The organism is Pseudomonas sp. 05N432 (assembly GCF_056396945.1).
The window spans coordinates 158,760-180,023 of sequence record NZ_JBFTMM010000002.1; the positions used below are offsets into that span (position 1 = coordinate 158,760).

Consider the following 21,264-nt stretch of genomic DNA (forward strand, 5'->3'; position numbering starts at 1 on the left):
GTTCGGCTGCGAAGCAGTCGTGAATTCAGGCGCTGCGATACTTCAGGTTAATCGTCGATACAGGTTTCACGACTGCTGCGCAGCCGAACGCAGGCTTCGCCAGCTGCTACAGGTGCATCGCCTGCCGGGCCTCACCCGATATTCAAGGAAAACCCAATGAGCCTACTGACACGCCTCTTGGCGCGCGGCACTGTCGTGCTCGCCAATTCGGCTACCAAGCTGCAATCGCTGCAAATGCGCCTGACTGCCGGCGAAGTGAACGACGACATGGAGCACTTCGAACCCTACGGTTTCACCAGCAACCCGCTGGCCGGTGCCGAAGGTATCGCGACCTTTCTCGGCGGAGATCGCTCTCATGCCGTGGTGCTGGTGGTCGCCGATCGCCGCTATCGCCTCAAGGCGCTGGCGCCCGGTGAAGTGGCGATCTACACCGACGAAGGGGACAAGGTCCACTTCAAGCGCGGACGGATCATCGACATCGAAACCACCACGCTGAACATCCGCGCCAGCAGTGCTGTGAACATCGACACGCCGACCCTGACCCAGACCGGCAAGATCGTCTCCCAGGGGGACCAGGTCGCTGGCGGTATCAGCCAGATCAAACACGTGCATCCGGGCGTCCAGCCGGGCAACGGCCAGACCGCTGCCCCTGCAGGAGGTCAGTGATGTTCATCAGTCATGACCTCAAAACCGCACTGACCCGTTCGGTGCTGATCAGCCTCTTCACCTGGCGCCGCGCCGCCGATGATGACTTCCTCGATGACGACGAACGCTTCGGCTGGTGGGGCGACAGTTTTCCCACGGTGGCCGACGACCGTATCGGCTCGCGCCTGTGGCTGCTGCGCCGGGTCAAGTTGACCCGGCAGACCCAGCTCGACGCCGAATTTTATGCCCGCGAAGCCCTGCAATGGCTGATCGACGACGGCCATTGCAGCGCCATCGAGATTCTCAGCGAACGCCTCGACGACCAGCGCTTGAACCTGCGCACGGTCCTGACCCTGGCTGACGGTGAGCGTCTGGACATCAACCCTGAACACAGTTGGCAGGTGACCTATGCCGTTTGAAACGCCTTCGCTGCCGGTGCTGATCAAGCGCACCCAAAGCGACCTGGCCAGCGATTCGCTGCGCCAGTCCGATGCGCAAGTTCTGGCCCGAACCCTCGGCGGTGCAGCCTTTGGCCTGTATGGCTATCTGGACTGGATCGCCGAGCAGATTCTGCCGGACAAGGCCGATGAACCGACCCTGGAACGCATCGCCGCGCTACGCCTCAACCAGCCGCGTAAAGCGGCGCAATCCGCCCGGGGAGCCGTCAGCTTCAGCGCCACGGCGGGCGCGGTGCTGGATGTCGACACCCTGCTGCAATCGAGCGACGGTCGCACCTACAAAGTGACCGCCGCGAGCACCACCAGCAATGGCCTCAACAGCACCACCATCGCCGCGCTGGACGCCGGGTCTCTCGGCAATGCCGATGCGGGCATGACGCTGATCCCGGTGCAACCGATCCAGGGCATCGGTGGAGTCTTCACCGTGCTGGCGCCGGGACTGACCGGCGGCATCGCTCGCGAAAGCCTCGAATCGCTGCGCTCGCGGGTGATCCGCTCGTACCGCATCATCCCTCACGGCGGCTCGGCGCAAGACTATGAAACCTGGGCGCTGGAGTGCCCGGGAATCACCCGCGCCTGGTGTCGCGGCAGCTACCTGGGGCCGGGCACCGTCGGTTTGTTCGTCATGCGTGACGACGACCCGCAGCCGGTTCCGGATGCTACGCAACTGGCGTTGGTCCAGGCGTACATCGAGCCTTTGCGCCCGGTCACTGCCGAGCTGCATGTGCTGGCACCGGTGCAGATGCCGGTGACCTACAACCTGCGTTTGACCCCCGACACCAGTGCCGTGCGCGCCGCGGTCGAAGCGCAGTTGCGCGACTTGCACAACCGTGAGGCCGGGCTCGGTGAAACCTTGCTGCTGACTCACATCGCCGAAGCCATCAGCAGCGCCACCGGCGAAAGCGATCACAAACTGGTCGCGCCAGCCGCCGACGTTACGGCCGCGAGCAATCAGCTGCTGACGTTCGGAGGCTGCGTATGGCTGGAATAAGAACCGCCGCGCAATACCAGGCCCAACTGCGCAGCCTGCTGCCCAGCGGCCCGGCCTGGGACCCGGAGCGGGTACCGGAACTGGAGCAAGTGCTGGAAGGCGTCTCCCAGGAACTGGCACGTCTCGACGCCCGCGCCGCCGACCTGCTCAACGAAATGGACCCGGCCGGCGTCAGCGAACTGGTGCCGGACTGGGAACGGGTGATGAACCTGCCCGATCCATGCCTGGGCCTGACCCCGCTGTTCGACGACCGCCGCCTCGCGGTACGCCGGCGGCTGCTCGCGGTTGGCAGCCAGGCAATCAGCTACTTCGTCGAAATCGCCCGCACCCAGGGCTACCCGAACGCCACCATCACCGAACTCGAAGCCCCGCGCATGGGCCGCTCGCGTTTCGGTGCGGCGCACTTCGGTACCTCGCAGGCGCAGTTCATGTGGACCCTCAACACCGGCGGTCGCTTGCTGTTGGGGCGGCGCTTCGGTGCCAGTTACTGGGGCGAACGCTTTGGCATGAACCCGGGCTCGGCGCTGGAGTGTTTGATCCACCGCAGTGCACCGGCGCATACGCTGGTGCACATCAATTATGACTAGGGGATAGGAAATGGATTATCCGAAGAGTGTGCCCAGCGCCGGGTTGATCAGCGGCAAGTTTGTCGATGAAAACCCGCTGACCGGAACGCCGGGGTCGCTGATTCCGGCGGCGTGGGGTAATGGCGTGACGAGTGAGATTCTCGAGGTGATTACCGCCGCCGGCTTGACACCCAGTGAGTCCCACCTTGCTCAGCTCTTGAGCGCCATTCGCAGTATCAGTCGTTCGACAGCCGGTCTTGGCATCCAGCGATTCACCTCGAACGGTAATTTCACTGTTCCGGACGGGGTGACGAAGATTTGGCTCAGTGGTTGTGCTGGGGGAGGTGGCGGAGGTGCTTGCCCGGGGGGCACTAGTGCGACAGCTTCGGGGGGCGGTGGTGGTGGGGCGGGTCAAACGGTCATCAAACTGTTGGTGGCGGTGACGCCCGGGCAGGTTATCCCCATTGTCATCGGGGCTGCCGGCATTGGAGGGAGCGTCGGTGTAGCTGCAACGGCTGGCGGGAACACACTGGTCGGGGCTTCAGGTGCTCTGCTGGTACTGACTGGTGGCAGTCCAGGTTATCCGGGTGTTAACACAACAGGCTTTGTTCCGGGCCCCAGAGGCGGTGAGGGTTTTCCTGCGGGCGGAGATGCGACAGATACCACCGCCAATATAGCTGCAGGCTATGGGGGGGGCGGCGCAAGTGGGCCCTTCGGCACAGGAGGTAGTTCTTCTCGCTCCGGTACGAGCTCTGGTTATCCCGGGAGATCGGCCTATGGCTTCGGTGCCGGAGGTGGCGGTGCTGGCGGTTATTACATTCCAGGGCCTGGAACTGCGCAGCCTGGTGGTCCGGGTGCGCCAGGCCTCATTGTTATCGAGTGGTAAAAGTATGACTAAACAAGTGCTGTACTGCCGTACATCCGGCACAGTCATTGAGTGGCAAGACACCGAGTTGTTTGCCTACGCTGCTCCCTCTGTGATGCTGGGTATTCTGCCGGTCACCGATGAACAGTGGGTCCAGAAAGAGACCCTGCACTGTGTCTCCAATGACGAATTAACCAAAATTGATACCCCTCAGCCTTCTTCAGGCAATGACTGGGATGGTGCTGAAAGGATGCTGGCCTCCGCCAAAGTGACAACGGTAGAGCGTCAGGAAACAGAAAACCTTTGCTCCCGAGTGGACGCAGCAGCAGACAGCGCCCGCAAGGCTCTGACCGGGGATCCGCTGCGTGCGATGGAATATGCGAGCGCTGCCGCCGATGCACAGGCCTTCAAGGACGCGGGTTACCCCAAAAAAGCTGTCCCACTGTCCGTGAGCGCATGGGCCGTCAAAGGCCGAACCGCCCAAGAGGCTGCTGACGACATTCTTGGCAAATCGGCCGAATTCAATAACAGCTTGTTGACCCTGCGCACCCTGCGCTTGAAAGCCAAGGAGCAGATCAGGGCTCAAGTCGCCAAGGGCAAGACTGAACGGGCCAAAGAAGTGTGCGATGCAGCCATTCTGGCCCTGCGTAACGTCGTGGGCGATCTGTCGCAGTAGAACGCAGCGGGTTAGCCCCGGGCACGATGAGTATGAGTCTCTTGAAAGACATGTCTGACGCCCACTAACCCAGTGGGCGTTTTTGTTTTCGTTCAAATATCCCGGTCAAGCAGGCCGGAGGACAAACATTATGGATTATCCAAAAAAAACACCCGGCGTTGGGCTGGTGAATGGCAGGTTTGTCGATGAAAACCCGGTCACCGGGACACCTGGATCGTTGATTCCGGCGAGTTGGGGAAATAGCGTCACTCAGGAAATTCTGAGTGTTGTACAGGCCGCCGGTTTGACACCGGATGAAGCGTCGAACAATCAGTTGCTGGGAGCCTTGCGCAGTTCCAATCTGTTTGTTACGCCACCACAGTTTGACGCAGGAAAGTCGGTGGCGACCTCTGAATTTGTGCAGCGTGCACTCGGGAACTATGCAGGTTCACGCGGGATATCGGCATCAGAGCAACTTACCGTCGCGGACGTTGGTCGTTCGATAGGCCTTGGCGGAACGACAAGTTATACGGTGACGTTGCCGGATGTTAATGCGGTCCCTGCTGGCGCGGTGATAAGCCTGCATTGTCGTGCCAGTTCGGTTGTTACTGTTGCCAGTAATTCAGGGGCTCAAATCACTCCGCAAGGCGCCATGCTCAATAGCATGACTATGACCGCAGGCGAGAATGCGACCTTTGTCAAAGAGTCCGGGGTCTGGACGGTTTACGGTACTGCCAGTCTGAAGTACGCCACCCTGTTCGCGGGTGTCACCGGGGCTTCTGGGTATCAGAAGTATCCGAGTGGCAACATGGATCAGTGGGGTTATGGTGTGACTGATGCGAATGGAGAAATGTATATAACTTTTCCAATCTCTTTTCCCAATGCTTGTGTTTCGGTTGTCGCCAATCATGTCGGTGGTGACATCGCAATGGTCATCCTTATTGGCGGTACCAGTACAAAACAAGGTTGCCGACTTAGAGTTCGAAGCTATACGGGGCAGATGGCGGCTGGCTGGGCTGTTAATTACATTGCGAAGGGGTATTGAATTGAACGGTACAATATTATTTAGCGCGCGAACACGCGGTGCTTATGTCGTCGGGTTAAATGGGGCTGATATCCCTGACGATGTAATAGAGATTCCAAGGGCATATTGGCTTTCGTTGCTTGAAACATTGGCTGGGTCGCCGAAGATGATCTCTGTGCGTCCTGAAGATGGTTACCCGATTCTTGTGGATCCTCCGTCTGTGTCAGCTGAAGTGTCTGCGTCAAATGAACGTGCCTGGCGCGACTCCGAACTGTTTCAAACCGATGGTTTGGTTGCAAGGCATCGTGACGAGCTGGAGGCGGGGGCTGCAACAACGTTATCCGCCGCAGAGTACGAAAGCCTGCAAACCTATCGCCGCAACTTGCGCAATTGGCCGGTTACCGAAGCGTTCCCCACATTGACAGGGAGACCGGTACTGGTTGCCCCCGTTAGCGTTATGGCCGCTCCCGTTAAAAAAGCACGGGTCAGAAAAACGGTGAAGCCGGTAGAACCTGCCATCGCTCAATAGACATTTATAAGGAGTGGAACATTGGATTATCCCAAAAGTGTCCCCGGCGTAGGGCTGGTGAATGGCAAGTTCGTTGATGAAAACGTGGTTTCCGGAACGCCGGGCTCTTTGATTCCTGCGACGTGGGGTAACAGTGTTACTCAGGAAATTCTAACGGTCGTTGCAGGGGCAGGATTAGTACCGTCTGAAGTTGACAATACTCAGTTGTTGAGGGCGATGCAGTTGATCATGGCGAAAGCCAGTCCGATGAATGCTCTGGTAACAACGGTCTCGGGTTCAAAACTGTTGACGGAAAGCGAGCTTGGACTTGTTTTGGTCAACGGCAGCGCAGGGGCAACCACTGTAAGTTTGCCACCTTCCAGTGCGGCTTTAGGTGTTCGTGATGTCATCCTTCGTCGGGTCGACAATACGGGCAATCGTTTGGTCGTACAGGTGTCCGGGACAGACACGGTTAAATTCCATACGCATTTGTCTGCGCCGGGTTATCCGTTTTTCGTACTTATGGGCGCAGGGGATTGGTGGCATTTACGCAGTGACGGTCTGGGCAGTTGGTGGCCGGTGGGCAGGTTCGATGCAACCCCTCTGGGACGTCCGGTTTTTGAAACAACAACGGCGTTCAGCCCAGGTGGTTATGGGGCTTTGAATGGCGCCATTCTCAGTCGTGCCGAATGGCCATGGCTTTGGGATCATGCCCGTGTTTCAGGAATGATGTGGACTGAAGCAACTCGTGTAGGTGCCGAGGGGGGATGGAGCAGTGGTGATGGCTCTCTTACGTTTCGCGGACCTGAAGGGCGTGGAGAGTTTCTACGGGTCCTGGATGAAGGCCGCGGTATAGATGCCGGTCGCAATCCTGGTGTTGTGCAAAATGATCAAAACCGCGCGCACTTACATACACCCACTATCGTTGCCGTGGGGGAAGGTGCTGCAAATGGTACGGTTGTACAGGGTTCGGCTTGGTCGATGAGATACACCATTCCCACTCAACTGGTTGGTACAGCCCCTGTTGGTACGGGTTTATCTATTGATGGGGGCTCGGAAGCGCGTCCGCATAACGTGGCTTATCCCGGCCGACTCAAACTGATCTGAGAGGATGAATATGAATTACCTGATAGATACTGCGGGGGCCTTGATCGGACCGGTAGAGTTCCCGGTCATACCTGGGCTGGGTGCTCAACTACCGGACAATGCTGTAGCGCTGGATCAAGAGCTACCGGCCCCCGGCCCTGGATGTGTTTGGGCCTTTATTGAGGGTAGGCCTAAAGAAACATTGGATCTTCGTGGAGTGGTTTACAGCACCGAAACAGGTGAACCTTTAACGTGGTCCGAGCTGGGAGCACTCCCCGATACGGTGACTAGCGTTGCGAGGCCGGGGGCTTACTTTGTCTGGACGGATTCAGCTTGGCAGCTTGATCAGCAAGCGCAGTTGGCGGCGGCAGTTGTTGCTGCTCAAAATGAACGTGATGTTCGACTACGAGAGGCCTCGATGCGTATCGCGCCCCTTCAATACGCCGTCGATCTGGGTGATGCCACGCCACAGGAGCAATCCGCGCTGCTGGACTGGAAACGCTACTGCGTTGCCTTGAACCGCATCGAACAGCAAGCAGGGTACCCCCTTGAAGTCGAGTGGCCGATTCTGACGTCTTCTGAACCCAAGGAACCGACGAATTCACTGCTCTCGCTCTTCGGCCTTAAACAAAAGTAAATCAAGGACATCCTCATGCCTGTAACAGAAGGGCAACTGCTCCAGATAATGCCCAACGCCCGCCTCCAAGCGGGCGTTTTCGTTTCTGCCCTCAACACCGCGATGGTTCACCGAAACATCAACACCCCCAAACGCATCGCCGCGTTTCTCGCGCAAGTCGGCCATGAGTCGGGGCAGTTACGTTATGTGTGTGAGTTGGGCAGCGACCAATACCTCAGCAAATACGATACCGGCACGCTGGCCGTCCGCTTGGGCAATACGCCTGAAGCTGACGGTGATGGTCAGCGCTATCGGGGGCGCGGGCTGATTCAGATCACCGGTCACGACAACTATCGTCGATGCAGCCTTGGGCTGTTCGGGGATGAGCGTTTGCTGACCCTGCCTGAGTTGCTCGAACAGCCTCAATGGGCGGCCGAATCGGCGGCCTGGTTCTGGGAGCTGAACGGTTTGAATGAACTGGCCGATGGTGACCAGTTCAACAGCATCACCCGCCGGATCAACGGCGGGTTGAATGGGCTGGAAGATCGTTTGCAGCTCTGGGCACGGGCGAGGGCGGTGTTATGCCAGCCTTCGGTCTGATACCGGTTTCTTACCGGGCAATTGGCGTCGCTGTACTGCTGGCCATTGTGGCGGGCGGTGCTGCGGCAGTGTCCTGGCACCTTCAGGATTGGCGTTACGGTCGGCAACTGGCGGAACAAGCCAGGTTGCACGACGAGGCGCTGAACCAACTGACCCTGGCGGCGGCGAATCAACAGCGCGCCGAACAGGACAAGCGGCTGGCCCTGGAGCAGCGTCTTCAGGCCAGCGATCAAACCTATTCAAAGGCCTTGAGCGATGCACAACGTGATCAAGGTCGCCTGCGCGACCGTCTTGCCACTGCTGATTTGCGCCTGTCAGTCCTTGTCGACCCCCGTGATGCCGACGCCGGTTGTGGCGTGTCAGCCGCCTCCGGCACCGGCGGCGTGGTTCATGCAGCCCTACGAGCCCGACTTGAGCCGGCGCATGCTCAACGAATTATCGGCATCACCGACGCAGGCGACCGCGGACTGATTGCCTTGCAGGCCTGTCAGGCGTATGTCAGAGCGCTTGCTCACTAACATTTTGATCTAGCCTGCGTCTTGCAAGCGTGATTCGCTCGTGTACGGTAGTGCGCATGCCCGCCTGATCAAGGAGAGAGTCGTGAACGAAATCACCCAGCTTGCCGCGCAACTAGGCCGGCGTTTGCAGGTTCTCAATGCGCATGTCAGCACGGCGGAGTCCTGCACCGGCGGCGGGATCGCCGAAGCGATCACCCGGATTGCCGGCAGCTCGGCGTGGTTCGAGGCGGGTTACGTCACCTATTCCAATCGCCAGAAGACCCAGCAACTGAATGTGCCCGCCGAGTTGTTCACCGAGGTCGGGGCGGTCAGCCGTGAAGTGGTCGAAGCCATGGTGCGTGGCGCCCAGCACAAGAGTCGCGCGCGTTTTGCCGTGGCGGTCAGCGGTATCGCGGGGCCGGACGGCGGTACGCCGAACAAACCGGTGGGCACCGTGTGGTTGGCCTGGGCGGTCGGAGATGCCGTGTATTCGGAGTGCCGATACTTCGCCGGCAACCGCGATGAAGTCCGCCGACAAACGGTGAAGGCCGCGCTAGAGGGGTTGCTGCAGTATGCCTCTGGAGAAATCTCAAATGAGGGGTAGGCGATCCCGAAACGCTGTGGAATAATACTGGCTACTTATACAGGTGTTGGCCGTCAGGCCTTATTGATTACGTGAGGACTTTAATGGACGACAACAAGAAGAAAGCCTTGGCTGCGGCCCTGGGTCAGATCGAACGTCAATTCGGCAAGGGTGCCGTAATGCGTATGGGCGATCAGGACCGTCAGGCGATCCCGGCTATTTCCACGGGCTCTCTGGGTCTGGACATCGCACTCGGCATTGGCGGTCTGCCAAAAGGCCGTATCGTTGAAATCTACGGTCCTGAATCCTCCGGTAAAACCACGCTGACACTGTCCGTGATCGCCCAGGCTCAAAAAGCCGGCGCGACCTGCGCATTCGTCGACGCCGAGCACGCCCTGGACCCGGAATACGCCGGCAAACTGGGCGTCAATGTCGACGACCTGCTGGTTTCCCAGCCGGATACCGGCGAGCAAGCCCTGGAAATCACCGACATGCTGGTGCGTTCCAACGCAGTCGACGTGATCATCGTCGACTCCGTGGCGGCCCTGGTTCCGAAGGCTGAAATCGAAGGCGAAATGGGTGACATGCACGTGGGCCTGCAAGCCCGTCTGATGTCCCAGGCGCTGCGTAAAATCACCGGTAACATCAAGAACGCCAACTGCCTGGTGATCTTCATCAACCAGATCCGGATGAAAATCGGCGTGATGTTCGGCAGCCCGGAAACCACCACCGGTGGTAACGCGCTGAAGTTCTACGCTTCGGTTCGTCTGGACATCCGTCGTACCGGTGCGGTGAAAGAAGGCGACGAAGTGGTCGGCAGTGAAACCCGCGTCAAAGTCGTCAAAAACAAGGTGGCTTCGCCGTTCCGTCAGGCCGAGTTCCAGATCCTTTACGGCAAGGGCATCTACCTCAACGGTGAGATGATCGACCTTGGCGTGCTGCACGGTTTCGTTGAGAAATCCGGTGCCTGGTATGCCTACAACGGCAGCAAGATCGGCCAGGGCAAAGCCAACTCGGCCAAGTTCCTGCAAGACAATCCGGACATCGCTGCCACTCTTGAGAAGCAGATTCGCGACAAGCTGCTGACGCCAACGGCTGACGTCAAGGCTTCTCCGGTCAAAGAGACTGAAGATGATCTGGCTGACGCTGATATCTGATTGATCCGATGACCGCCGTACTCGATACCCTCGTCGCGGTGCGGCGAACCGCAATGGACCTGCTCGCTCGACGCGAGCACGGTCGAGTCGAGCTGACGCGTAAACTGCGTCAGCGCGGCGCTTCTGATGAAATGATCGATACAGCACTCGACCGTCTGACGGAAGAAGGGCTGCTGTCTGAAACCCGATACCTCGAAAGCTTCGTTTCCTACCGTGCCCGTTCCGGCTACGGCCCTTTGCGCATTCGCGAAGAGTTGAGCCAGCGTGGTTTGCAACGTGCCGATATCGAACTTGCCCTGCGTGAAAGCGGAATCAGTTGGCAAGAGAACCTGGAGGAGACTTGGCGACGCAAGTTTGCCGGGCATTTACCGATAGACGCCCGCGAGCGCGCCAAGCAAGGGCGCTTCCTCGCTTATCGGGGATATTCCATGGAAATGATTGGTCGCTTGTTCAGCGGCCGAGGAATGGATGACTGACTGAAAGGCCCGACTATTGAAATAGTCGGGCTTTTTTTTGCTCAAGTAACCTTGATCTGTTCCCGTTTGCGCTGTGGCGTCTGGGGCGACTGAGCCGTGGCCCAGTTTTCCGGCAGGTTGATGTAGTCGACCAGTTCACGCAGGCGTCCGTGATCACGAGCGTTGAACGTGAAGGACAGTCGCACCAGATGGCTGAACTGAGCCTCGTCGTGCTCCTCGCCACCGTAAGTATGTTGATGAAAGTGATCGCTCAGGCACAGGTCGGCAAAAGCCTCCTGTATATGTTCGAGCGCCTGGTCGTTGAGTTTGTGATGCATGCGGATCACGAACTGATGTTTCAGCCAGCGGCTGGAGTGGAAGTTGCTGTAGAACTGATTGATTTCCGCCACAGCGTCATCGACGGTATACACCAGACGAATCAGCTTCAGGTCGTTCGACAGGATGTAACGGTTGGCCTCCAGTTGATTGCGGATGAAGTCCAGCGCACTTTCCCAGAACGTGCCACCAGGAGCATCCAGCAACACCACGGGAACCAGCGGGCTTTTGCCGGTCTGGATCAGGGTCAGTACTTCCAGGGCTTCGTCCAGGGTGCCGAAGCCGCCCGGGCAGAGCACCAGTGCGTCGGCCTCTTTGACGAAAAACAGTTTGCGGGTAAAGAAAAAGTGAAACGGCAACAGGTTGGCAGTGCCGCCTACGGTTGGATTCGCTTGCTGCTCAAAGGGCAGGGTGATATTGAATCCAAGGCTGTTATCCCGACCTGCGCCTTCATGGGCAGCGGCCATGATGCCGCCGCCGGCACCGGTGATGACCATCAGGTTCGATTGGGCGAGTTTTGCACCCAGTTCCCGGGCCAGGGCGTACAGCGGATGTTCAACCGGCGTACGTGCCGAGCCGAAAACGGTCACTTTGCGCCGCCCCTTGAACTGCTCCAGCACACGGAAGGCATGCTCAAGTTCGCGCAGGGTTTGCTGGGTGATCTTGGCGTTCCAGCGATTGTGATCTTCTTGCGCCATGCGCAAGACCGTCAACATCATGTCGCGATAAATCGGAATATTCGGGCTATTGGGTGAAACCAGGTTGAGTTGCTCTTCGATCTTGCTGGTGAGATCGATGCCGATGCTCTGAAAATGACGCACCAGAAGCTCATTCGGTTGGTAAGGCATTCAACTTCTCCTTCTACACAGAACCTTCGGCTCGAACGAGAAATTCGCCTGAGCCGCGACACCGCTTGTGTCGCTCTCAGCCCGCAAGAGGGCTGGGCACTACACCCGACTCGACCTGACCATGAAGCATTGAAGTGGTGGTCGAGCCATCCAGACGGGTTCTGCTTATCCCTTGGATGAAAAAAACGTTCGCACGACAGGACTCTGAATGGGCAGCCCCTTCTCTGCCCCGGACATTAAACACCAATACATTGAATCTAGACGCTTGTAGTGAGTTGCGCTGACTTGATCATGGTCCTCGAAAGTCTTCGCTGGCAATTACTTATTGCGAGTTCACAACCGACTGTCACCGCTCGTCAGAACCTGTGTCGGACGGCCAAGGCTCTGATTTACTCAGTTACAGACACAACACGACAGCATTGCGTCCAGGGCAAGGCGCAAGGCTTCAGGAGCTGTAGGGGATCATCGCGCAATGATTGGCGATCAAGTGCAAGGAGGCAGGCTATGAGCCTGGTGATTCTGGAGGTCGATGCGCAACTGTATCGATTGCTGCAGTCAGCGGCCGCGCGCAATCACGTGAGCCTTGAAGAGGAATGTCGGCGGCGCCTGGAGGGCCAAGAGTGGCGCTCGCCTTATTTGCAGGCGCTGGTGGCAGAGCTGCGCGCCGATGATGAGCAGCGACGCGCAGGTTCACACTGATTAAGTGATTACTTTTTCTTTTGTGCCGTTTGCGCAGGGCAATCCGATTCCTGGTAGCTGGCCGAGCCTACAGGGCGATTGGTTTTGTTTTCCGAAAAGTCGTAACGCATGATCGCGCCCTTGGCCATCAGCTTGCGGTAGTTTGCATTGCGGCAAACGCTGGCGCCCAGTTGCAGATAAACCACTTTCGGGTTGGCACGCATTTCGTCGGCATAAGCGGATTGCACGCTGATGTGGTCGATCAGCTGTTTGCCATCAACCGTATAACCTTGGTCGAGAAGGTTTTCATTGATTTCTCGAGGCAGGCCGACGTTACTTTCCGCAGCAACCTTTTCCAGCATCTTGCCCAGATTCAAGTCATTCAGGGAGGCTGCTTGAGCGCTGAAGGGCAGGGCCAGCAGAAGGGCAGCGGTGGGGACGATAAGGCGCAGCATGAAACTCTCCTGGTTCAGTGACTGGTGCTTCGACCAGCCACATGGCGGTGCGTTCAGTGGCGGCGGATTATAGGCGAGCGGGGGGTAGGCGGTACAGGCTTGGGCGAGTTGCTCTGGTAAACTGCTGCGACTTCCTGCCTTGCCGAGTGTTATTTGTGTCGATATCCCTTCCCTGCCGGTGCTGCCTGCGATGAGCAATGCAGCCCCACGTTTTGCCACGAACGCCGTAGCCCGTCTGCGCGATGAGCGAGAAGAGGAGAGTACCAAGCCTTTTCTGGCCCGCGGTTCACGGGCGCCCCGTTGCCATACGTGCCGGGTGATCGAGAGCCATTGCCTGTGTAACTGGCGCCCCCAGGTCGAATCACGGGCCGGTGTTTGCCTGATCATGACCAGGAAGGAAGTGTTCAAACCGAGCAACACCGGCTGGCTGATCGCTGACGTGGTCAGGGATAACTTTGCCTTCATCTGGTCGCGTACCGACGTCGACCCACAGCTGATCAAGCTTTTGTCCGACCCGCAATGGCAGCCTTATCTGGTTTTCCCCGGCGAATACGTTGCCCCGGAACGTGTGACTCATACGGTCGACGCTACCAGCGAGAAGCGCCCGCTGTTCATCCTGCTGGATGCAACCTGGACCGAGGCGAGAAAGATCTTTCGGAAAAGCCCGTATTTCGACCGGTTTCCGATTCTGAGCCTGCTCCCCGAAAAGCTCTCGCGATACCGCCTGCGAAGGTCTACCCGAAGCGAACACCTGTGCACCGCGGAAGTGGCCGCGTTGTGCCTGGATCTGGCGGGGGATGTAGACGCTGCCTCGGCACTGGATGCCTATTTCGATGTGTTCAGCCAGCATTACCTCGATGCCAAGCATCAGCTGGAAATGAATGTCTCGACCCCGGCCCATACAGAATTGCTGCCTTTCGTTGAACACACAGCGCCGATCATGTCCTGAGAGTCGCCCATACTGACAGGTAACCACGGGTTTGCGGCTTGACCACCCAGGCTTCGCTGGGCATCCTTGGCGCCGATTAGGGTGCGGCCGAAGATTGAAACGCCGGTTTTATGGGTTCTTGGCGTTGAACGTGCCCTGTTGGTACCGCTGTCTGGCGGTACCTCGAGTTGCCTTGGCGAGGCCTGAATGCATCAGGTCTGCCATAAAAACAGGATCATCTGAAAAATGGCCACATACGAAATCCTGATTGCCGATGACCACCCTCTCTTTCGTAGCGCGCTGCGCCAGGCCGTGACCCTGGGCCTTGGTCCCGAGGTTCGTCTGGTGGAAGTGGCAAGCATTGCCGAGCTGGAAGCCCGCCTGACCGAAAAGGCTGACTGGGATCTGGTGCTGCTGGACCTGAACATGCCAGGTGCGTACGGATTCTCCGGGCTGGTGCTGTTGCGCGGTCAATACCCGCAGATCCCGGTGGTGATGGTTTCGGCTCAGGAAGAAGCTTCGATCATGGTGCGTTCCCGTGAGTTCGGGGCCAGCGGTTTCATTCCAAAATCCAGTTCACTGGAAGTGATTCAGCAAGCGGTGCGCTCTGTGCTGGATGGCGATGTCTTCTGGCCGCCGCAGGCATTTGAAGCGGTCAGCGTTTCGGATGAGGCCAAGGCCGCCAGCGAAGGCTTGGCCAGTCTGACGCCACAGCAGTTCCGTGTATTGACCATGGTCTGCGAAGGTCTGCTGAACAAGCAGATTGCCTACGAGTTGAGTGTGTCGGAGGCGACGATCAAGGCGCACGTGACGGCGATCTTCCGCAAGCTGGGTGTGCGTACCCGGACTCAGGCGGCGTTGTTGTTGCAACAACTCGAGTCGACTTCGAGCCACTAACGGCGCTTTCATTCACGCTTTTTCAACCTTTGTTGATCTGGCTTTTCTACTTCTTCTGGTTCAGTTGCCTACTTTATGTCGCCTTTCAAAGGTCAAACCGGTCTCAAGCGCATTCTCAATGCAGGTGGTTATTCCCTCGACGGCCTGCGTGCAGCCTTCACCGGCGAAGCCGCTTTTCGTCAACTGGTGCTGCTCAATGTCATCCTGATTCCGTTGGCGTTTGTGCTGAACGTCAGCCACGTCGAGCGTGCCTTGCTGATCGCTGTGTGCATGCTGGCGCTGATTGTCGAGTTGCTCAATTCGGCCGTGGAAGCAGCCATTGACCGGATTTCCYTCGATCGGCACCCGTTGTCGAAAAATGCCAAGGACATGGGCAGCGCTGCTCAGTTGGTGGCCCTGAGCATGATCGTCATGGTGTGGGCAGTGATTCTGCTTTAAGCAATCGTCGGTAAAACGATCTCGTCGCTGCGCTGAACCCCGGCGGTGAAAGCGCGGCACAGTTCAAGAAACTCGCGCATGGCCGACGTCTGATATTTCTGTTTGTGCCAGATGAAATAAAACTGCCGCGCGAGATCCAGGTCCGGTGTTTCAACCGCCACCAGACTGCCACGGCGGAACGCATCGCGTAGCGCCAGTCGCGAAATACAGCCAATCCCCAAGCCGGATTCCACTGCGCGCTTGATCGCTTCGGTGTGTTCCAGTTCAAGCCGGATATTCAAGGCACTTTGGTGATGACGCATGGCCTGGTCAAAGGTCAGGCGCGTGCCGGAGCCCTGCTCGCGAAGGATCCACGCCTCGTGCGTCAGCTCCTCCATGCTGGCCTGGCCACGGGTTGCCAGCGGATGTTGCGGGGCGCAAAACACCACCAGCTCATCCTCGACCCAGCTTTGTACCTCGATGTCCGGGTGGCTGCAGTCGCCTTCGATTAGACCCAGATCAATTTCATAGTGAGCGACTTGTTGCACGATGTTGGCAGTATTCTGCACATGCAGCTTCACTTGGCTTTCCGGATGACGCTGCATGAAGCTGCCAATCAGCAACGTCGCCAGGTAGTTGCCGATGGTGAGGGTGGCGCCGACCGCCAGCGAGCCGAAACCGGACTTGCCGTTGAGCAGGTCTTCGATTTCCTTGGCCTGGTCGAGCAAGGCCACTGCCTGCGGTAACAGTTGTTTGCCCATGGCGTTGAGGCTCAGCCGCTTGCCGGCGCGGTCGAACAATTGGCAGCTGGATTGGCGCTCGAGTTCGGTGATCGAGGTGCTGGCCGCTGACTGTGAAAGGTTGAGCAGACCCGCAGCACGAGACACACTCTCTTGCTGAGCGACGGCGACGAAGACTTGAAGTTGACGGAGAGTAAATCGCATATCTATATAACCGATAACCCTTATCTTAATAATCCAGTTAACAGATATTGTCGCTGCCATTAGAATGCGATGCAATTGCGCACTGCTCTCTTGGCGCAGAGCATGCGCAGACAAAATCTCCAGGAGTCCCCCGTACATGAGCAACATGAACCACGAGCGTGTCCTCAGTGTTCACCACTGGAACGACACTCTGTTCAGCTTCAAGTGCACCCGCGATCCGGGCCTGCGCTTCGAGAACGGCCAGTTCGTGATGATCGGCCTGCAACAACCCAACGGCCGCCCGCTTATGCGCGCTTACTCGATTGCCAGCCCGAACTGGGAAGAGCATCTCGAGTTCTTCAGCATCAAGGTTCCCGATGGTCCGCTGACTTCCCAGTTGCAACATCTGAAGGAAGGCGACGAGATCATCATCAGCAAAAAACCGACCGGCACCCTGGTGCTGGACGATTTGAAGCCTGGTAAACATCTGTACCTGCTCAGCACCGGCACCGGTCTGGCGCCATTCATGAGCGTCATCCAGGATCCGGAAACCTACGAGCGTTTCGAAAAAGTGATCCTGTGCCACGGCGTACGTTACGTCAACGAAGTCGCTTACCGCGAGTTCATCACCGAGCACCTGCCGCAGAACGAGTTCTTCGGCGAGGCCCTGCGTGACAAGTTGATCTACTACCCGACCGTGACCCGCGAGCCATTCGAAAACGAAGGTCGTCTGACCGACCTGATGCGCAGCGGCAAGCTGTTCAGCGACATCGGCCTGCCGCCGATCAATCCTGAAGACGACCGCGCCATGCTCTGCGGCAGCCCGAGCATGCTCGACGAAACCAGCGAAGTACTGAACAGCTTCGGCCTGAAAGTTTCGCCGCGTATGCGTGAGCCGGGTGACTACCTGATCGAGCGTGCGTTCGTCGAGAAGTAAGCAGCACTGAAAATGTGGGAGCGAGCCTGCTCGCGATGACGGACTGACAGCCAACACAGATGCAGAATGTCAAACCGCTATCGCGAGCAGGCTCGCTCCCACATTGGATTTGTGTACCCAAAAGCCCGCGTTGCCTGAGAAGGCAGCGCGGGCTTTTGCGTTTCCGGGGTTCAGGTTTTCGCTGGGATGACTTCGAGGACGCGGATCAGCCCGGCTTGCGGGTAATGCCAGCGTACGTCCAGGTCCCAGAACTGTGCGCCGTATTCGCGTTCGGGGGCGGGTGTCTGGTAGGCCGGGCGCGGGTCTTGCGCCAGGCATTGCTCGATCAGCTCGACCAACGGCTCTTCAAGGCGCTGAGCGTGCGTATGCGCCTGTTGCAAGGCTGAATCTGCCCACTGCACCGGAATCAACTGCGGCGCAGCGCTGGCGATCTTGTTGGACGCGCCCGGGATGATATCGGCGTAAGGCACGTAGGGTTTGATGTCGAGAATCGGCGTACCGTCCAGCAGGTCAATGCCGGAGATCCACAGGCGATTGGCTTCAACCTTGTCCAGCTTGACCACCGACTGACCGATGCCATTGGGTCGATGGGTCGCGCGCGTGGCAAACACGCCCATGGACTTGTTACCGCCCAGGCGCGGTGGGCGGACTTTGAGTCGCGGCTTGTCTTCCAGCGCCTGATGGAACAGGAACAGTAGCCAGACATGGCTGACCTGCTCCAGGCCTTGCACCGCATCACCCTGATCGAACGGTGCCACCAATTCCAGAATGCCGCGAGCGGCCGGCGCCAGTTGCGGCTGACGCGGAATGGCGAACTTCTCCTTGAAGCAGGAGCGCACGAAGCCGATCGGGGAAACGCTGTAGCTCATGGTCAGCCGCGAACGCGCAGGGTCAGGCCCTTGAGGAAATTGCGCAGCAACTGGTCGCCGCATGGGCGGTAGTTGGTGTGGCCGAACTTGCGAAACAGTGCGCTCAGCTCAGGCTTGGAGACCGGGAATTCGGCGGCCTTGAGGATGGCGTGCATGTCGTCTTCTTTCAGTTCGAAGGCTACGCGCAGCTTCTTCAGGATGATGTTGTTGGTGACTGGCAGCTCGATCGGCTGCGGTGGACGGCTTTCGTCCTTGCCACGCTTGAAGAACACCAGGCCATCGAGGAAATGCGCCATGACCTCGTCCGGGCAACGTACGAAGCCTTCTTCGTCTTCTTCTTTCTTGTCGAGGTACGTCACGAGGTCGGGCAGGGTGACATCCATGCCGCCGAGCTTGATGATCTCGATGACTTTTTTGTCACTGATGTCGAGCATGTAGCGCACGCTGCGCAGTACGTCGTTATGAATCATGTGTGCAGTCCTGATCATTCAGCTGTGGGCGTTGCCGTTAACGGTGACGCCGAAATGTGTGGCCGCCTTAGAACTTCTCTTTGGCAGACAGATAGCGCCATTGGCCCACCGGCACTTTGCCGATGGAAACACCGCCGATACGGATGCGGCGGATGGCGACGACCTTGAGGCCGACAGCCTGGCAGAGCAGGGCGATGATCCCCGGTTGCGGGTTTTTCATCGCGAAGCGCAGGCGATTTTCGTTCTGCCAGCTGGCTTTGACCGCCGGCAGTTCCTTGCCTTTGTACGACAGGCCGTGGGTCAGGCGGTTGAGCCCGTGAGCGACCATGTCACCTTCGACCTCGACCACATACTCTTGCTCGATCTTGCTGGCATCGGCGGTGAGTTTGCGCAGGATCTTCCAGTCCTGGGTGAACACCAACAGCCCGCTGGCGTTGGCCTGCAGGTCGGCGCTGGCGGTCAGGCGCTGGAAGTGGCCCTTGAGCGGACGTTTGCTGAAGCGGTGTTCTTCGCTCAGGGTCTCGGGGCCGATCAGTTGCAGGGCGGTCTCGGCGTCCATGCCCGCTGGCGCGTGCAGCAGGATGGTCACGGGTTCCGGTGCGGTGGCCTTGGCTTCGGGGTCGAGTTCGACTTTCTGGGTGTCGACCTTGAACTGCGGCTCATCGATGACTTCGCCGTCCACGGTGACCCAGCCGCCCTCAATGAACAGCTCAGCCTCCCGACGGGAGCAGCCGACGAGCTCGATGAGGCGTTTGGAGAGACGAATCGGGTCAGTCATGACAGGGAGCCGTAACAAAAGGGGGGAGGCATTGTACCTGCCTCGCGCCGGTTAATCGCGGGTCCATTTGCCTTGTGTGGCTTTTAGCCGCGCCGGGCCTGTTGATTGGCCTGCTTCAAACGCATGTGCAACAGAGGATAAGGCTGGCCCATACCATCGACCTCCGAGCGTCCGATGACTTCGAAACCCTGTTTGAAATAAAACCCCAAGGCTTGCGGGTTTTGTTCGTTGACGTCCAGTTCATCGGCGTTCAGGTGTTCCATGGCGTAGTGCAGCAGCTGTTTGCCCAGACCCTCGCCACGGTGTTCGGGGGCGATGAAGAGCATTTCGATCTTGCCTGCCGCAACGCCGGCGAACCCGGTGATGTGCTGGTGTCGGTCGCGGGTGCAGATCAGCATGACGGCATCCAGATAGCGGGTAAGCACCAGGTTTTTCAGCAGCTCGATGTAACTGTCCGGTAAAAAGTCATGCGTGGCGCGGACCGACGCCTCCCAGACCCGGGTCAGTTCTTCATAGTCGCTGTGTTTTGGTGTGTGGATGACCGAATGATGGCGCATGCCCGCCTGCCTCTTGTGCCGTGAGTGAGGTTGAATCCTCTTGCTGAACAATACGATAGACGTAAAAAAGCCCCGCATCTCGTGAAGAGAGCGGGGCTTTTCATATTTTTTGCGTTTAGATCTGTTCAGCCCACAAGTCGTATTCGTCGGCGTCGGTCACTTTGCACCAGACCTTGTCGCCCGGCTTGAGGTTGCTGCCGTTGTCGATGAATACGTTGCCGTCGATTTCCGGGGCGTCGAAGAAGCAACGGCCGACGGCGCCTTGCTCGTCGACTTCATCGACCAGCACTTCGATTTCACGGCCGATGCGCATTTGCAGGCGCGCCGAGCTGATGGCCTGCTGGTGCGCCATGAAGCGATCCCAGCGGTCTTGCTTGACCTCGTCCGGAACGATCTCCAGATCCAGATCGTTGGCCGGTGCGCCTTCAACCGGCGAGTACTGGAAGCAGCCGACGCGGTCGAGCTGGGCTTCGGTCAGCCAGTTCAGCAGGTACTGGAAGTCTTCTTCGGTTTCGCCGGGGAAGCCGACGATGAAGGTCGAACGGATGATCAGGTCCGGACAGATCTCGCGCCAGTTCTTGATGCGCGCCAGGGTCTTGTCTTCGAACGCCGGGCGTTTCATCGCCTTGAGCACTTTCGGGCTGGCGTGCTGGAAGGGGATGTCCAGGTACGGCAGGATTTTCCCGGCGGCCATCAGCGGGATCAGCTCATCGACGTGCGGGTACGGGTAAACGTAGTGCAGGCGAACCCAGACACCGAGGGTGCTGAGCGCTTCGCAGAGTTCGGTCATGCGGGTTTTCACCGGCGCGCCATTCCAGAAACCGGTGCGGTACTTGACGTCAACGCCGTAGGCGCTGGTGTCCTGGGAAATCACCAGCAGCTCTTTGACACCGGATTTGACCAGGCGCTGGGCTTCATCGAGCACATCGCCCACCGGGCGGCTGACCAGTTTGCCGCGCATCGACGGGATGATGCAGAAGCTGCAGCTGTGGTTGCAGCCTTCGGAAATCTTCAGGTAGGCGTAGTGACGCGGCGTCAGCTTGATGCCTTGCGGCGGCACCAGGTCGATCAGCGGGTTGTGATCCTGGCGCGGTGGCACGACGTCGTGCACGGCGTTGACCACTTGCTCGTACTGCTGCGGACCGGTGACGGCCAGCACGCTCGGGTGTACGTTGCGGATGTTGCCTTCTTCGACACCCATGCAGCCGGTGACGATGACCTTGCCGTTTTCCTTGATGGCTTCGCCGATCACTTCAAGGGATTCGGCCTTGGCCGAGTCGATGAAGCCGCAGGTGTTGACCACCACGACATCGGCGTCCTGATAGGTCGACACGACGTCATAGCCTTCCATGCGCAGTTGGGTAAGGATGCGCTCGGAGTCGACCAGTGCTTTCGGGCAACCCAGGGATACGAAACCAACTTTAGGGTTGGCCGGCGTTGTGGTGGACATGTCTAACCTCGGTGT

At 58.6% G+C, this 21,264-nt stretch carries 28 protein-coding genes; 20 read left to right on the top strand and 8 right to left on the bottom strand.

What is annotated here, in order from left to right; genetic code table 11:
- Positions 1 to 156 precede the first annotated feature (156 nt).
- The 15 genes from AC1DHT_RS03015 to recX all read left to right on the top strand — a co-directional run bounded on the left by AC1DHT_RS03015 (position 157) and on the right by recX (position 10,727).
- Entirely contained in the window at positions 157 to 666 is a 510-nt protein-coding gene (locus AC1DHT_RS03015; protein WP_427544598.1) for a phage baseplate assembly protein V, read from the top strand.
- On the top strand, positions 666 to 1,064 hold the full coding sequence (locus AC1DHT_RS03020; protein WP_054595959.1) for a phage GP46 family protein: 399 nt from the start codon (positions 666 to 668) through the stop codon (positions 1,062 to 1,064). Before AC1DHT_RS03015 ends, AC1DHT_RS03020 begins: the two co-directional genes overlap by 1 nt.
- A complete protein-coding gene (locus tag AC1DHT_RS03025) occupies positions 1,054 to 2,094 on the top strand; it encodes a baseplate J/gp47 family protein (RefSeq protein ID WP_427544596.1) in 1,041 nt (346 codons plus the stop codon). Before AC1DHT_RS03020 ends, AC1DHT_RS03025 begins: the two co-directional genes overlap by 11 nt.
- On the top strand, positions 2,082 to 2,681 hold the full coding sequence (locus AC1DHT_RS03030) for a YmfQ family protein (RefSeq protein ID WP_427544594.1): 600 nt from the start codon (positions 2,082 to 2,084) through the stop codon (positions 2,679 to 2,681). Before AC1DHT_RS03025 ends, AC1DHT_RS03030 begins: the two co-directional genes overlap by 13 nt.
- A gap of 10 nt (positions 2,682 to 2,691) precedes the next feature.
- Complete coding sequence (locus tag AC1DHT_RS03035; protein ID WP_477749003.1) at positions 2,692 to 3,546, top strand: glycine-rich domain-containing protein; 855 nt, start codon at positions 2,692 to 2,694, stop codon at positions 3,544 to 3,546.
- Positions 3,437 to 4,201 (top strand): hypothetical protein, encoded by a 765-nt coding sequence (locus AC1DHT_RS03040; RefSeq protein WP_427544593.1) that lies wholly within the window; start codon positions 3,437 to 3,439, stop codon positions 4,199 to 4,201. The genes AC1DHT_RS03035 and AC1DHT_RS03040 overlap by 110 nt, the downstream gene beginning before the upstream one ends.
- Positions 4,202 to 4,331: 130 nt before the next feature.
- A complete protein-coding gene (locus AC1DHT_RS03045; protein WP_427544591.1) occupies positions 4,332 to 5,225 on the top strand; it encodes a gp53-like domain-containing protein in 894 nt (297 codons plus the stop codon).
- 1 nt (position 5,226) lies between these two features.
- Complete coding sequence (locus AC1DHT_RS03050) at positions 5,227 to 5,733, top strand: tail fiber assembly protein (RefSeq protein ID WP_427544589.1); 507 nt, start codon at positions 5,227 to 5,229, stop codon at positions 5,731 to 5,733.
- Positions 5,734 to 5,754: 21 nt separating this feature from the next.
- Positions 5,755 to 6,819 carry a phage tail protein gene (locus AC1DHT_RS03055; protein ID WP_427544587.1) on the top strand — a complete coding sequence of 355 codons (1,065 nt, stop codon included), beginning with the start codon at positions 5,755 to 5,757 and terminating at the stop codon, positions 6,817 to 6,819.
- A 4-nt stretch (positions 6,820 to 6,823) separates the two neighbouring features.
- Positions 6,824 to 7,435, top strand: a complete 612-nt coding sequence (locus AC1DHT_RS03060; protein ID WP_427544585.1) for a tail fiber assembly protein — start codon at positions 6,824 to 6,826, stop codon at positions 7,433 to 7,435.
- A gap of 15 nt (positions 7,436 to 7,450) precedes the next feature.
- Complete coding sequence (locus AC1DHT_RS03065) at positions 7,451 to 8,014, top strand: glycoside hydrolase family 19 protein (protein ID WP_427544583.1); 564 nt, start codon at positions 7,451 to 7,453, stop codon at positions 8,012 to 8,014.
- Positions 7,996 to 8,532, top strand: a complete 537-nt coding sequence (locus tag AC1DHT_RS03070) for a lysis system spanin subunit (protein ID WP_427544581.1) — start codon at positions 7,996 to 7,998, stop codon at positions 8,530 to 8,532. The genes AC1DHT_RS03065 and AC1DHT_RS03070 overlap by 19 nt, the downstream gene beginning before the upstream one ends.
- A gap of 82 nt (positions 8,533 to 8,614) precedes the next feature.
- Positions 8,615 to 9,115 carry a CinA family protein gene (locus AC1DHT_RS03075; protein WP_427544579.1) on the top strand — a complete coding sequence of 167 codons (501 nt, stop codon included), beginning with the start codon at positions 8,615 to 8,617 and terminating at the stop codon, positions 9,113 to 9,115.
- A gap of 83 nt (positions 9,116 to 9,198) precedes the next feature.
- Positions 9,199 to 10,251 (top strand): recombinase RecA, encoded by a 1,053-nt coding sequence (recA, locus tag AC1DHT_RS03080; RefSeq protein ID WP_019692120.1) that lies wholly within the window; start codon positions 9,199 to 9,201, stop codon positions 10,249 to 10,251.
- 8 nt (positions 10,252 to 10,259) lie between these two features.
- On the top strand, positions 10,260 to 10,727 hold the full coding sequence (recX, locus tag AC1DHT_RS03085; RefSeq protein ID WP_427544577.1) for a recombination regulator RecX: 468 nt from the start codon (positions 10,260 to 10,262) through the stop codon (positions 10,725 to 10,727).
- A gap of 41 nt (positions 10,728 to 10,768) precedes the next feature.
- Here the strand turns inward: recX and AC1DHT_RS03090 are convergent, their stop codons facing one another.
- A complete protein-coding gene (locus tag AC1DHT_RS03090) occupies positions 10,769 to 11,890 on the bottom strand; it encodes an LOG family protein (RefSeq protein WP_427544574.1) in 1,122 nt (373 codons plus the stop codon).
- 504 nt (positions 11,891 to 12,394) lie between these two features.
- Here AC1DHT_RS03090 and AC1DHT_RS03095 point away from each other — a divergent pair.
- On the top strand, positions 12,395 to 12,589 hold the full coding sequence (locus tag AC1DHT_RS03095; RefSeq protein WP_054595969.1) for a hypothetical protein: 195 nt from the start codon (positions 12,395 to 12,397) through the stop codon (positions 12,587 to 12,589).
- A gap of 8 nt (positions 12,590 to 12,597) precedes the next feature.
- On the opposite strand, the gene AC1DHT_RS03100 is transcribed toward AC1DHT_RS03095, so the two are convergent.
- Complete coding sequence (locus AC1DHT_RS03100) at positions 12,598 to 13,023, bottom strand: PA3611 family quorum-sensing-regulated virulence factor (protein ID WP_427544629.1); 426 nt, start codon at positions 13,021 to 13,023, stop codon at positions 12,598 to 12,600.
- A 190-nt stretch (positions 13,024 to 13,213) separates the two neighbouring features.
- Here AC1DHT_RS03100 and AC1DHT_RS03105 point away from each other — a divergent pair, with 190 nt between their 5' ends.
- The 3 genes from AC1DHT_RS03105 (at position 13,214) to AC1DHT_RS03115 (ending at position 15,286) form a co-directional block, all read left to right on the top strand.
- The gene (locus tag AC1DHT_RS03105) at positions 13,214 to 13,972 is read left to right on the top strand and encodes a tRNA-uridine aminocarboxypropyltransferase (RefSeq protein WP_427544569.1); all 759 of its coding nucleotides are present in this window, start codon (positions 13,214 to 13,216) and stop codon (positions 13,970 to 13,972) included.
- 225 nt (positions 13,973 to 14,197) lie between these two features.
- Positions 14,198 to 14,848 (top strand): response regulator transcription factor ErdR, encoded by a 651-nt coding sequence (erdR, locus tag AC1DHT_RS03110; RefSeq protein WP_427544566.1) that lies wholly within the window; start codon positions 14,198 to 14,200, stop codon positions 14,846 to 14,848.
- Between the two features lie 75 nt (positions 14,849 to 14,923).
- Positions 14,924 to 15,286, top strand: coding sequence for a diacylglycerol kinase (locus AC1DHT_RS03115; RefSeq protein ID WP_477761227.1), 363 nt, complete (start codon positions 14,924 to 14,926; stop codon positions 15,284 to 15,286).
- Here the strand turns inward: AC1DHT_RS03115 and AC1DHT_RS03120 are convergent.
- On the bottom strand, positions 15,283 to 16,209 hold the full coding sequence (locus tag AC1DHT_RS03120) for a LysR family transcriptional regulator (protein ID WP_427533565.1): 927 nt from the start codon (positions 16,207 to 16,209) through the stop codon (positions 15,283 to 15,285). The two genes, AC1DHT_RS03115 and AC1DHT_RS03120, sit on opposite strands and share 4 nt — an antisense overlap.
- Before the next feature lie 136 nt (positions 16,210 to 16,345).
- Between AC1DHT_RS03120 and fpr the strand changes: the two genes are divergently transcribed.
- A complete protein-coding gene (fpr, locus tag AC1DHT_RS03125; protein ID WP_003189055.1) occupies positions 16,346 to 17,125 on the top strand; it encodes a ferredoxin-NADP reductase in 780 nt (259 codons plus the stop codon).
- A gap of 170 nt (positions 17,126 to 17,295) precedes the next feature.
- Here fpr and tsaA read toward each other — a convergent pair whose 3' ends face one another.
- The 5 genes from tsaA to rimO form a co-directional block, all read right to left on the bottom strand.
- Positions 17,296 to 17,994 (bottom strand): tRNA (N6-threonylcarbamoyladenosine(37)-N6)-methyltransferase TrmO, encoded by a 699-nt coding sequence (tsaA, locus tag AC1DHT_RS03130; protein ID WP_429539275.1) that lies wholly within the window; start codon positions 17,992 to 17,994, stop codon positions 17,296 to 17,298.
- A 2-nt stretch (positions 17,995 to 17,996) separates the two neighbouring features.
- Positions 17,997 to 18,464, bottom strand: a complete 468-nt coding sequence (locus tag AC1DHT_RS03135) for a YehS family protein (RefSeq protein WP_019692130.1) — start codon at positions 18,462 to 18,464, stop codon at positions 17,997 to 17,999.
- 67 nt (positions 18,465 to 18,531) lie between these two features.
- Entirely contained in the window at positions 18,532 to 19,242 is a 711-nt protein-coding gene (locus tag AC1DHT_RS03140) for an rRNA pseudouridine synthase (RefSeq protein WP_427544361.1), read from the bottom strand.
- A gap of 83 nt (positions 19,243 to 19,325) precedes the next feature.
- Entirely contained in the window at positions 19,326 to 19,799 is a 474-nt protein-coding gene (locus AC1DHT_RS03145; RefSeq protein ID WP_427533568.1) for a GNAT family N-acetyltransferase, read from the bottom strand.
- A 115-nt stretch (positions 19,800 to 19,914) separates the two neighbouring features.
- The gene (gene rimO, locus AC1DHT_RS03150; protein WP_145017377.1) at positions 19,915 to 21,249 is read right to left on the bottom strand and encodes a 30S ribosomal protein S12 methylthiotransferase RimO; all 1,335 of its coding nucleotides are present in this window, start codon (positions 21,247 to 21,249) and stop codon (positions 19,915 to 19,917) included.
- Between the last annotated feature and the right edge of the window lie 15 nt (positions 21,250 to 21,264).